This is a genomic window from Ignavibacteria bacterium, from assembly GCA_041649015.1.
Lineage (GTDB): Bacteria > Bacteroidota > Ignavibacteria > Tepidaquicellales > Tepidaquicellaceae > CAIKZJ01.
In genome coordinates, this window is record JBAZNU010000002.1 from 134,634 (window position 1) to 147,717 (window position 13,084).

9 protein-coding genes are annotated in these 13,084 nt (G+C 35.3%); 8 read left to right on the top strand and 1 reads right to left on the bottom strand.

The genetic code is table 11. The features are described 5' to 3' along the window. Positions 1–32 precede the first annotated feature (32 nt). From WC644_03750 to pip, 8 genes are all read left to right on the top strand, one after another. Positions 33–917 (top strand): hypothetical protein, encoded by an 885-nt coding sequence (locus tag WC644_03750; protein ID MFA5011049.1) that lies wholly within the window; start codon positions 33–35, stop codon positions 915–917. Continuing rightward, on the top strand, positions 914–2,395 hold the full coding sequence (locus WC644_03755) for a glycosyltransferase (protein ID MFA5011050.1): 1,482 nt from the start codon (positions 914–916) through the stop codon (positions 2,393–2,395). Before WC644_03750 ends, WC644_03755 begins: the two co-directional genes overlap by 4 nt. Position 2,396: 1 nt before the next feature. After that, positions 2,397–2,789 carry a hypothetical protein gene (locus tag WC644_03760; GenBank protein ID MFA5011051.1) on the top strand — a complete coding sequence of 131 codons (393 nt, stop codon included), beginning with the start codon at positions 2,397–2,399 and terminating at the stop codon, positions 2,787–2,789. A gap of 16 nt (positions 2,790–2,805) precedes the next feature. Next, positions 2,806–4,197, top strand: coding sequence for a glycosyltransferase family 2 protein (locus WC644_03765; GenBank protein ID MFA5011052.1), 1,392 nt, complete (start codon positions 2,806–2,808; stop codon positions 4,195–4,197). 86 nt (positions 4,198–4,283) lie between these two features. Then, complete coding sequence (gene wecB, locus WC644_03770) at positions 4,284–5,405, top strand: UDP-N-acetylglucosamine 2-epimerase (non-hydrolyzing) (GenBank protein ID MFA5011053.1); 1,122 nt, start codon at positions 4,284–4,286, stop codon at positions 5,403–5,405. A 155-nt stretch (positions 5,406–5,560) separates the two neighbouring features. Then, on the top strand, positions 5,561–8,128 hold the full coding sequence (locus WC644_03775) for a T9SS type A sorting domain-containing protein (GenBank protein MFA5011054.1): 2,568 nt from the start codon (positions 5,561–5,563) through the stop codon (positions 8,126–8,128). Between the two features lie 74 nt (positions 8,129–8,202). Continuing rightward, positions 8,203–10,224, top strand: a complete 2,022-nt coding sequence (locus WC644_03780; GenBank protein MFA5011055.1) for an alpha/beta fold hydrolase — start codon at positions 8,203–8,205, stop codon at positions 10,222–10,224. Positions 10,225–10,397: 173 nt separating this feature from the next. Further along, positions 10,398–11,342 (top strand): prolyl aminopeptidase, encoded by a 945-nt coding sequence (gene pip, locus WC644_03785; GenBank protein ID MFA5011056.1) that lies wholly within the window; start codon positions 10,398–10,400, stop codon positions 11,340–11,342. A 44-nt stretch (positions 11,343–11,386) separates the two neighbouring features. On the opposite strand, the gene WC644_03790 is transcribed toward pip, so the two are convergent. Beyond that, a complete protein-coding gene (locus WC644_03790) occupies positions 11,387–13,018 on the bottom strand; it encodes a nucleoside-triphosphatase (protein MFA5011057.1) in 1,632 nt (543 codons plus the stop codon). Positions 13,019–13,084 lie beyond the last annotated feature (66 nt).

Here is a 13,084-nt window from a genome sequence, read left to right on the forward strand (position 1 = left end):
TAAAAACAAAACCTGAAGATTCAAAGATACACTTGCAGCTTGGATATCTTTATGATGCAAGCAGAAAATATGAGAGCGCCTACAATAGTTTTGGAAAGGTTATGGAATTTTCTTACAACGATAATGAAATTGACAAGGCTGCAATTTCCAGATATTACATTAGAGAAAAAATGATACAGAATTCTGTTGTGTCATTTGACCTGTACTTCCATAATTTTTATGATAGTTATTACCAAAACTATGTTGGAAATCTACTCACCCATTTAAACGTGAAACTTACAAAAGGTATTCATGTCGGACCATATTTTGATACATACTTTGATTCAAAATCAAAACCAGGTAATATTTTAAATGACAGATATGTTGAATTTGGGGCATTTACTAAATTTACTATTACAGACTGGATGAGTTTTGAAGTCAGAATGGGTTATGTCAGAGAAATTGATTTTAAGAAAAACAGTTTTAGTTTTAAACCAATTCTTTCAATGGGTAAAAGAATTGGAACGGCTCACTTCTATAAACCCTCAAGATCGCAAAATACCGAGAGCTTCTATTACGATATTTACACTTCTGCTTTGTATGATTACAAGTTTAGAAATGTATTCGTCAATTTGCAGAATAAAGAAGCCCTTAGGTTCATGCTTGGCGGATATTCTTACTTTGAGTTTTATCTGAAACAGGAAGTTGCAGCTGATACAGAACAATTTGATTATAACAACTATTTAGATTTTGGTGCGGGAGTTACTTTTAAACCAAACATCCAGAGTTTTCCGGTGTTTTTTGTTGAGGGCGTGTACAGAAACTTCTTTGTTAGTATAGACCCGAAAACAAATAAATCTGTGTATTTTGCCGGAGATATGAGGAGCTTTTTTACTGTGAGAGCAGGATTTTTACTATATTATAATACAAAACTATGATTTATGACATTTTCCAAATATTACTGTGGATTACCGCAATCATGCTGTTTATTAGCGGGGTTGATGATCTTTATTTGGACCTTTTGTATTGGTTCGAAAAAGGTAATTACAAGAGAAAATTGCCGGATTTTTCGGAGATGTTTGAAAAACCCGAAAAGCCAATTGCAGTTTTTATCGGCGCATGGAAAGAATCAGGCGTTATTGGTAGAACATTGAGTTATGCGGTGACAAATTTAAAATATGAAAATTATAGATTTTTTATTGGTGTGTATCCTAACGACCCTGAAACATTAAAGGTTGTTCAGGAAGTTTCGCAAAAAGACTCTCGAGTTATACCTTGCGTAAATAACGTTAACGGTCCGACAACAAAAGCTGATAATCTTAATTTGTTGTATGCAGGTCTTATTGAATATGAAAAACAATACGGAAAGTTTGAAATCATTCTCGTACATGATGCTGAAGATTTTATTCATCCGTTTTCTTTAAAGCTTTATAACCTTTTGCTTGGTTACAAGGGATATCATGCAATTCAAATTCCCGTTATTCCAATCAAAAGCAAGCTTGGTAAACTCTTCCATCGCACTTATTGCGATGCTTTTGCAGAAGTCCATACTAAAGACATGATAGTTCGCCAGGCTATGGGTACGTTTATTCCTTTTGCGGGAACTGGTATGGGATTTCATAGAAAAACATTTAACTTTCTTGAAAAGCATTACCATGAGAATTTAAACGGTAAAAATAAGGAAAATAATTATGTTGACCCGTTCAACACGAATTATCAGCCCGATTTCTCTGTAAGTGAAAAAGATGTTTCCTTCACGGAGGAAGACTTGGTTTTTCAAAATGACGAAACGCACAAAGAAGCTATTCATGTCAATAGGACAAGATACCAGGATGATCCGTTTAAAACCTTAAATCCTAAGAACGGTAAGTCAAACAGGTCAATAAAGGATTATCTCAGGAGTTATACGTTTTTGTTTATGGCAATTATAATCGGGTGGATTTCATTCCTTGTTTACACTGGAAATACTGAATCAAATGATTCTATGTTTGCTTCAAGTGATTTAATGAATAATCTGAATTTTTCTCCCGGTGACGCTATAGCTAAAAGTAATATGTCGGGTGAATTATCAGGCAAATATGACTTATCCGAATCAGGTATTCCTATCGAGGAAATTGTTAGTGTGAGCAATGGTTTCTCGGATATTAAATACAATGTTCTCTATACAGAATCCGGAATTAATAAATTCAGCATCATTGAATCCACTTGGAGTAATGAACTTTCAGCAGGAAAGAGGGTTAATGAACTAAATTATTCAGGTATTTTATCGGGTAAATCTGTTTCAGTAAAACTGTCAATTCTTGATGGTAAGAATATTTACAGAGTTATCATTTCAGATTACGATAAACTAATAGACGCAAGACGGGATATTTCAAAATTGAAAGAACCGGTTAAACAAATTACAAAAAATTACTAAAATGGGGAAAAAATCAGGGCACAACAGTTATTTCGAGAGTCTGGGATTGAAAGACGAAGATTTCATCTTCAATAACAACGAAGAAGAAACAATTAGCACGGATTCTTCTAAATTGAATTCTCTAAATTTTAATTCGACGAACTTTAACGACGATCCCTTTAAAATTCTAAGAGGTAATCAGAAAGAGACTTCTAAAAAGTCAACATCAGCATTTATAAAGGTATTTACGATTCTTTTTATGCTTATTCTGGCCGGATGGGTTATCTTCGTTATTTACTCCGGTAGTGATGCTGATACGCTGCGTGGTAACAGATTGAAAAATAAAATTAGTATTTCGCCTGATGACTTACAAGCGAAGCAAAATAATAATAACGAAAATAAAATTAACAAATAATTACAACAATAAGATCATGACTTCCAGTGAACAGAATATATTTAAGAATCTCGGCGATCACCTGAACGACGATAGTAAAAATAAACAGTCTATTGATGATAAAATTAAAGAAATTGAAGAAAGAATTCGTGGACTGTACGAAAATAAATCGTCGCAGAATAGCAATATAAGCCGTAAACAGATAGAAAACGATCTGTACCTTAAACAGAAACTTGATTCTTTCAGGGAGAACCTTCAAGATTCATCACCCGAGATGAAATCAACTATCAAAGACCCGGTTCTTAATGTTGATGGTACACACAGCCTATTTTCTCAGGCAGCTGGTAAATATTCTGATTATTCAGAGAAGGAAGAAGATCTGTCCGGAACTATCAGTGATATACAGGATAGAATTTCAAAACTCAATATGTTAACAGATAGTCAATCATTAAGTAACAAATCTGAAGAAGTCACAGCTGATAAATTATCCGATAAAGAACGAGCATTATTCACAAAAATGTTTAATGCTTTTTATGAAGAATCAAAAAAGATAGATAAAAAGTCAAACGAAGATTTACTGAAAGACAAACTTGAACACTTTGACGAGAAAATTAGTAGTATGAAAGAGGGATTATCATCTCTTTCTTCTGATGAACAGGAGTTAAAACATGATTCAAATGTTAAATTAGACGAAACAACAAAGGTTGAAGAGAAAGTTGTTTTAAAATCAGATCGCACTCAAAAGAAAGTCGAATCTAAGCAAGTCGCACCTCACGGTCCGATAACAATAAGACCGAAACAAAAGAAAGAAGGTCTCTTTAACGATATAAACCTGACTGAAGACTATGAACTCGGTTTTAGATTCCACGAGCTTGGTTTTAAAACAGGCTTCTTTAATGTAAAACTTGATGAAGATGATGATGCTTCCCGTATTGCAACAGCAGAATTTTTCCCAAATACTTTCTGGTCTGCCGTAAAACAGCGCTCCAGATGGGTTGCAGGGATAGTATTTCAAAATTGGAAATCTCATAAATGGTCAGGTAATTTAGTAACAAAATACTTTCTGTTCAGAGATAGAAAATCCGTCTTCAGCTTCTTCAGCGCATTTCTTTCAAATGTGGTGCTTCTGTACCTCTTGTTTGCGGTGCTTAGTAAGATATTTCAGTGGACGCACGTTAACTCACTTGTTGGTCACAGTTCAGTCCTCTGGCTGCTTATGATTTCAAACCTGATATTTATGATTTCCAGGTTATCACATAGATTTATTTTTACATACAACTGGTATGGCTTCAGTTATGCTTTCTTCAGTTTATTCAGATTACCAGTAGATACAATCGTTAATTTCTTTGCAATTGCCCGATCCTTCAGCGTTTACAAAAACACAAAATCGAAAGCAAAAGTCGTCTGGGATTCAACGACGCACTATTAATCTGAATCCCAAAATATTATTGTAATTTAATTTTTACATTATATTCAGCGGATTTCTACGTCTAATAAACAGCATAAAAAAACTATATGACAAATAAAAAGAATATACTATTTATTCTCGGAACAAGACCCGAAATTATTAAACTATTCGTTCTGTACAGAGAACTGAAAAATTCATGTGAATTTAATCCAATACTTTTTAACTCTGCACAGCAGACTATTTCTGAGGATATTCTTTCGTATTTAGATTTGAAGTTCGATATGTCAGCGGAAGAAATACCAAACCGAAGTGCTGACCTGGAACTGTTTGTTGCACATCTTATGCAGGACCTTAACAGACAGTTTGTTAAAGGAGAATCAGGTCTAAGCATAAATGACGTACACGGCGTTGTCGTTCAGGGCGATACTGCGTCTGCTTATGCAGGTGCTGTTTGGAGTTTCTTGAATCAGATTCCTGTATTTCACGTGGAAGCTGGGCTTAGAACTTTCGATCATCTGAATCCATTCCCCGAAGAGTTCTTCAGAGAATCAATAGGTAGAGTCTCTGCCCTTAATTTCTGTCCTACTAAAATAAGCTATGGAAATCTGATTAGAGAAGGTATTAGTGAAGATAAATGCTTTATAGTTGGTAATACTATAAATGACGCAATCGTAACTCTTTTAAATGAGAAAAAAATTATTGAATATCCTGAAAAGGATTATATTCTAAGTACTTTGCACAGACGAGAAAACTGGGATAAAGTAAAAGATTATTCTTCGATTATTAATAAACTTTTGAAAAAAGATAAAACCCGGAGAAAAATTGTTCATCTTCTGCATCCAAATCCTGCAATTAGAAAAAGCTTTTCTGAAGGTCTCGTTGATGGTACTCATGAGCTGTTCGAGATTAAAGATCCGGTAAACGATTATTTTGCAATGCTTGGTATGGTTAGAAATGCGCATACTGTTATATCAGATTCAGGTGGCTTGCAGGAAGAAACACTTTTCTTCAACATTCCTTGTGGTATTATGAGAAGAGTCACAGAACGTCCTGAGGTTCTTGATAAAAATGCAAAACTGCTGAATTTCGATTATGATGAGGTGGCTAACTTTATCGACTATGCAGAATATTTCAAAAGCAACGTGAATAATGAATATGATTACACTTTCGGGAATGGTGATACAAGTAAAAAGATCTTTGAATTACTTAAAAAGTATTATTATAAATAATTATCGAATGAAAAAAGTATTAATAGTACATACATTGAAAACAGAGTTAAACAACTATAAAAGATTCTTCAATAACATGTTTTTTTGAATATTTTAGGATGTATCATGGCATGGTATTTGAATGATGATAAATATTATAAATTAAAATAAAAACTATGAAAAAGAGATTTTCGCTTTGCTTATCAGTTTTTTTATTGATGAGTTTTCTCTCAGTCGCTGGATTTTCTGACGACAGGGGAATAACCGAAGTGCATTACACTTCCTTAGGAAATGGGACTAATAATGTTTCATTCTTAAATCCTTATACAAACACTACTCAAAATACTTGGGCTGGTGTGATTCTTGGAAAAATTGATGATGGAGACATATCAGGTTTCTATTGCATTGATATCAGGAATTATATAGGTGGAACTACTGAGATATATAATGATTCAAGTTATTCTAAAGTCTCGATTAATTACATTCTGCTAAACTACATGCCGTATAAACAACACCCGTATTCCGGTGCGCATAGTGATGTAAATATCGAAGCTGCAGCCGTACAGTGCGCAATATGGCATTTTAGCGATAATGTAGATGCAAACACAATTAATAATTCCTCTGTTAAAACAAGAACATTACAGATAATTGCGGATGCAGCAGCTCATCCTGATTTTGGGACTCCTATAAAAAACATTCAGATTGTACCTGTTAACGTCATACCGGATCCGCTGGTTCCAGCAGTCTTAAAAGTTAAAGTGGTCAACGAACTTGGAGTGGGTATTCCTAACGTTACTGTCTCTCTTTCTGCAACTACAGGTACTTTAAGTACTTCTTCTCTCGTTACTGGTCCGGATGGTTTCACTCCAACCTTTACAGTCACGAAAAATACATCTTTTAACACAAAGATTTCCGCAAGTTCGAATTATATAGTACTTTCTCCCGGAACAATTTTTATTCATAGTTTAAATCCAGATGTAAAACAAAAAATTACTCTTGCTCAGGCTAAGAGCGGTAATAAGATTGATTTTTGTGAAATTACATGGGATTCAACCAGCGGTGGTAACGGCGGAGGTCTTGAATCTTCTTACGATCTGGGTGAATTATTGCTTCAAAGATACATGAAAATAAGAAGCGGACAAACAGAGAGAATGCTTGCACAAACTAACTTTATGTTTGCTCCAAATTATTTGCTACAGGATGTAATTCCTGTAAATGGACCGTTTAATTCATTTGCGGTGGAAACAACTCCTTTTGATATTCTTGGTATTTCAAATGCAACTTCCGCTTTTGCATGTGATTATAAAGTTAACTCAAATAGAGTCGGAGCTGTATTCGCAACTACAACAAATCCGCCCGATGTTTACAATCACACTAAAGCAACTTGCGACCGATATTCGAAATATGAATTAATTGACCTCAAAGGTGTGAACCTTAACAGCAGAGATTTCTATATGGCAAAATTGCTTAATCCGAGAAAAAATGTTACGGATTATTCAATAACATTCAGCGTTTATGAAACAGTTACTGGATTTATTGTCGATAACAAATGGACAATTCAAGAGCATCAGGTCCCTTCAGGGGCTATCAATGTCTATAATTTCCAGGCATGGGCTGGTACAGAATTTTCCGCAAAAGAAATCGTTACAAATATTATTTCAAAGCTCAATACTTTGAAATCTGTATCATACGTCGGAACCCAGATAATTAATCCTGAGATATACATAAAGAAAGCAAGTTATGACAACGACGGAAAGTTGAGATTTAAATTTTCCAACAGCACTACTGTAGCTAAAACACTTCCGTTCACTGTAACTTATAGACCTCAGCAGGGCATGCCCGAGCAAACAACAACTATTAATATTAACATTCAACCTGAAGTATCCGAAGTTGTAGTTCCTTTCGGTTATCTTTCAGGAGCAAACATCACAATGAACTGTGAGAACGGATTTAAAGATGCAGTTTTTGTAGGTGGAGGGTTATACGCACCGTTTGCTGGTCCGAATAGCGTTATCAGCGGATTTGAAAATATAGTCAATACAACTCCTCAGTTCCCGTCGGGTACTATGGCATTTACTGGTGGAGCAAGAATTTACGGTTATACAAACGATGTACTCTATATTGGACGGTCTCTTGATGCAACATACGAGGGTATCAGCCTTACTAATTTTAACAAAATTAGATTCGAAGCCAAAGGTACAGGCGTTTTGACTGTTCAGCTGGAAGCTTGGGCTAACAACCAGTATTACTATCCATACGTAAACATAAACCTTACAAGCGACTATTCAATTCATGAAATTCCTCTAAGCAGTTTCATGGTTAATGGTGCACCTGCGGACTTAAACACAGTATCACTCGTATTATTCAAACAGGAAGTTTTACATAATCCTTCTATGACCTATTCCGACTTTTCCGTTAAGGGTGCTGGAATTATTCCGAACACAGTCGGTATTTCTGGTGTTGAAACACAGGTAAAGGATTTTGAACTATCACAAAACTATCCGAATCCGTTCAACCCGGTTACTAACATAAATGTAAGTATTCCGAGAGAAGGTTTTGTCACTCTTAAAGTGTACAACATGCTTGGACAGGAAGTAGCTGTTCTTCTTAATGGAAATATGAAACCCGTTAGTAATTTTAAAGTTACTTTCGACGGCAGTAAACTTCCAACCGGTGTCTATGTTTATAAACTTTCTTCAACAGACGGAACCTCGTTAATTAAGAAAATGACATTAATAAAATAAATTATTAGGGGCTGGCTTTATAAAGCCAGCCTCTTTAAAGTTTTTAAGATTTTTGTAAATCAAATTATTAGGAAATGATAAAAGTTAGAATCATTAAAACAGCGTGTCTGTTATTGCTGGTTTTTACAGCATTTGCAGGCCCGATTATGGGCCAGGATCTTGGGACTAAATACAAACAGGATAGGTATAAAATCCCTGTTCTGCCGGACATTAATAAATTGTTTGGCAATCCTAATTACGCTCCTATGAGTGTTATTAAACAGGATTTTATCCTGACTCTAAGGGATAATGCATTAATGGACGCATCTAAGTTTTATCCTTCTCAGCCTAATCCTTATTTGCCTGAAGGTTACCCTGTCGTTATTATGGTCCATGGTTATGGTGATAGAAAAGAAGTTCTTGAAGGATTGGCATCTGCTCAGTCTCAGTATGGATATGTCGTTTACACTTACAGCGTTAGAGGGCAGGGGAATTCAACAGGTCTGTCTAATCTCATCAGCAGAACCGAAGCTCAGGATTTAATAGAGTTTGTTGATTATGTCAAAAAAGACAAACAAACTACTGGTTCTGATACGAGTAAAGTTCTTATTATGGGTGGTTCTCAAGGCGGTATGCTTCCTTATATGGCTGCATCAATGGGTATGCATGTTAGAGCAATTATCTCAGCTCTTGCTTCACCCGATTTTGCGTCAAGCTGGATTGAAAATGGTTCTATAAAGATGACATTGCTTTGGACTATTGAATACACACCGGATATTGCAAGGTATAATCCGCAGGTTGACAGAATGTCTGAATGGATTTATTCCAAGCAAAAAGATAAATGGGATAGTCTTTCACGATGGTTACCTTTAAATAGGGATTTTTCCGATATCATTGCAAATAATCGAATACCAATAGTTCTGGAGAATTCATGGCAGGATATGTTTTTTAATGCTATTGGAAACATAAATGGAATCCCGATAATGACAGCTCCATCACGTTACTATTTCGGTGCAGTTATGGGTCATGGCGGTGATACATCGTGGGAAGAAGACCAGTGGCACATGAATTTCTTTAATGAATGGTTTTTCTACTGGCTGTTCGGTTATCAAAATAACATTCTGACTCGTCCTAAATTTCATTATGCTTATACCACCTTCCCGGTAAACGGAAACATGTGGTCTTATAAGCATGACAGCTCAAGCGTCTGGCCCCCGCAGAATATTGCTAATTACCGCTTGTATTTCAATGCCAACAAGAAATTGAAAACAACCGTTAACAATAATCAGAATGCAACAAATCCTTTGAAAAACACTATCAAGAATTCGTACACTATGAAGCAGATAGTTAACGATGAATTCGAAGGTACAAGATTTAAAAATAACTTTGTGAAAGATTCAACAATTTATGAATCACCGGTGCTTAAGAATGGTATGAAAATGATAGGTACTCCGACATTGAGACTCGATTATATCTCAAATAAAGTAGTCGCACAGTTTAATTTCCAGATATTTGAAGTTAGTAGCTCGGGTGTGGCAAAGTATATTACCAGCATTAATTTTACTGACAGAAATAATACTGTAAACGTTCGTAAACAAGTTACAATCCCGGGAAATTCGCATGCACATATTTTCCAGCCGGGTAGTAAAATAAGAATCGTTATGACTAACCTCGACCAACGTTGGAATTATCAATTCCTTGGTACGAATCCTTATGTTCTGCCTGTTATGACAAATTTCACTAACAAGATTTATCTAAGTGCAAATTCTTACGTTGATTTTCCAGTAATAGGAAGTGGTTCAATGAATCCGTTTGCACAAATTAATGAAGATGAAGATAAAGTCGCAGAAGTGTTTACTCTCAGGCAAAACTTCCCGAATCCGTTCAACCCGGTAACGAGCATTAGCTTTGTTTTACCGGAAAACTTTTCGGGTAACGTTTCCATTAATGTTTTTGACCTGTCAGGAAGACTCATAAAATCATTATTGAACAGCAATATGAACGGCGGTGATCATTCTATTACTTTCGATGGCTCACAGCTTTCAAGCGGTGTTTATTTCTATACTCTTAATGCTGGGTCATTCTCCGACGTGAAACGTATGATGCTTATTAAATAAATCTGTAATAATAAATTCTGCATTCAGAAAGCGGCTTTCTTGGAAGCCGCTTTTTTATTACAGCTTTCTTTTGAATGGAAAATTCTCTATGTTTAATCTAAATTTAATTAATATACAATTTTGAATATTTTATTATTTATTTTTAGTAACAATAAATAAATTTATCCGATAACATGCGTACATTAAAAATGTTTCCTGCTCTAAACCCGTTTGACGAAGATTATCTTCAGGTCAGCAATATTCATAGAATAAGATATGCGCTCTATGGTAATCCAAAAGGAAATCCTGTATTTTTCATCCATGGCGGTCCCGGTAGCGGCTGTGATGATAATGATGCACGCTGGTTCAACCCGAAAAAGTACTTTATAATTACTCACGACCAGCGTGGTTGCGGAAAAAGCACACCCCTCGGAGAATTAAAAGAGAATTACACTCAGGCTCTAATTGATGATATAGAAAAGCTTCGTAACCATCTGAACATTTTAAAACCCATTTCTATTTTTGCAGGTTCGTGGGGTTCAACTCTTGCTTTATTGTATGCAGAAAAATTTCCAAAAAATATTAAGCAAATGATACTCCGCGGCATTTTTACTTGTACTTACGAAGAACAGGATTATTTCTACAGAGCCGATGGTGCTGCAAGATTTTCTCCCGTAAAGTGGAATAATCTTATTAGATCATTACCAAAGGGTAAAGGTACTTTACAGCAAAGAATTAACCATCTTTTCGAATCATCAGATAAAAAGGGGAGAAAGAAGTGGTGTCGTCTTCTCGCAGATTATGAATACAGTTTCTTCAACGTTTCTGAAGAAGATTTCGAAGAAGCGATGTCCAACTTTGATAAAGTTTATATCGAAATGTGTCTTAACATTTATTATCAGGCAAACAGATTTTTCCTCAAAGACAAAGAGATTCTTAGAAATATAGGTAGAATCAGCGGAATACCTTTAACTATTATACACGGTATGAATGACCTCGTCTGCCTTCCCGTTAATGCTTGGAAACTGCATAAGCTTGTTCCGCATTCTGAATTCCATCTCATTCCCGAAGCTGGACACATGTCATCACATCCGAATATGCAGCTGGCTCTGCTGAATGCCCTCCGTAACTGGAAATAAAATAATTTTAAAACTTTTATATTTGAATTCTATTCCAGTGAAAATCATATAAAATCAGTTCTTTCAGCGTTCGCTCTTTTCTCTATTCTTAAGTCCAAATCAACAACCTCATAATCTCTTCCGCTAAGATATTCTATGATTCCTTCTACTATATCCTTCCTCACCGAAATAATTAACCTTATATCTTTTTCGGAATTAGCCCATGTCATCAAATCATACCATCCCGTTTTATCCTTTTCCAAAAGACCTATTTCATCTATTATTATCTTGTCATACGAGTTCTTGTCCCAACTCATAATTTTATCTGTTATCATTCTAAAAGTTTCCTTATAAAAACCAAACTTCCCAAGTCTCAAACCTGAATTATAGTCAACTCTGCATAATGGCATTCTTTTGTTACCATTAATTATAACGGCATCATATCCAATCCTCACATCATTATCATAAATCACTTTTGAATAAACACCGGTTGTTCTATTGTCTATCATGTTTTCGATGTATGACGTTTTTCCTTTACCCTGTGAACCTGTGATAATAATTATCTGCTTCGTCATTGCCTTAAACCTTTCGTGCCAGACATCAGTCAGATAGGTAAGTTCATTGATAAACCTACCCGGATTAAGAATGGAAGTTATTCCCTTAGATGTATTGATAATCTCGGGTACTGCTGCAAAGGCAAGATTAAGAGCTTCCGAAAAGTTTTTATTCAATTTCCCGTGAAGAAACGATGTAAATGTATTCTTGCTAATCTCTGAACTTATCGAACTGAAGCCAACGGTTATAAGCAGTACTCTTAAAAACATTTCTATGCCTGTTAATATCGACTTATCCAATTCAGTATTCAAAACAAAAGTTAATACAAATGTCGTAAGCCCTGTAAATACTAGTATCTGCAGCCAAAGCTTGTAATTCCTGAATATCCTTCTTGAATTTTTGTATCTAAAAATTACGTACACAATATAACTCACAATTAGCACCGAACACACCAAGAGATACTCTTTAATAAAAAATAGAATTGTAATTATTATGCCCGCATTAACAATTATATTCAGATATATTAATCCGATTCCTTCCTTCTTTTCATAAACCAAAGTAGGTCTGAAAAAACTGTTATTTTTGTCTTCAAAGTCAAAGACTGTATTCTTCTTTCCCGATACATAACCGAGTGTTGCCGCGAGTCCTCCGAACACAAAGTTTATCGAAAGTAATACAAGTAGCACAACAATCGAATCTGTATTTTCTAAGTTGATAAGTTTAAAAAGGAATTCAATGCTCTTATCAAAAACAACTATCAGGTTCCAGCCGTACACAATCAGCAGGTTAACAAGTTTCTGTATCAGCGGCAAACACAAAGTAAGTCCGCCGCCAAGAATAAACCCTAAAGCATTCATGCCAAAAATTCTCAAAGCAATCTCAAGCATAATACTCTCTGATACTATTCCAATAATAGGACCAAAAACCTTCACTCCGGGTGTGAAGAACTTCATCATTCCACATATAAGACCTGCTCGCCATATCAAGCCTTTTAACTTCCATCTTACACTTGCTGCTGTCAGAAAATATATTGCGAAGAATGTTAAAATCTCTCCCGTAAACGGCATTCTGAAACCATGCAGAAAATTACCCACAATTATTTCAATAGATGCCCAGATGCTTCCCAGCACCGCAGCCCTCATCCATATATCCGATTTTGTTTTGATATTAAAATTTCAGTTTTCACAAAATAATTAATAACTCTTGCT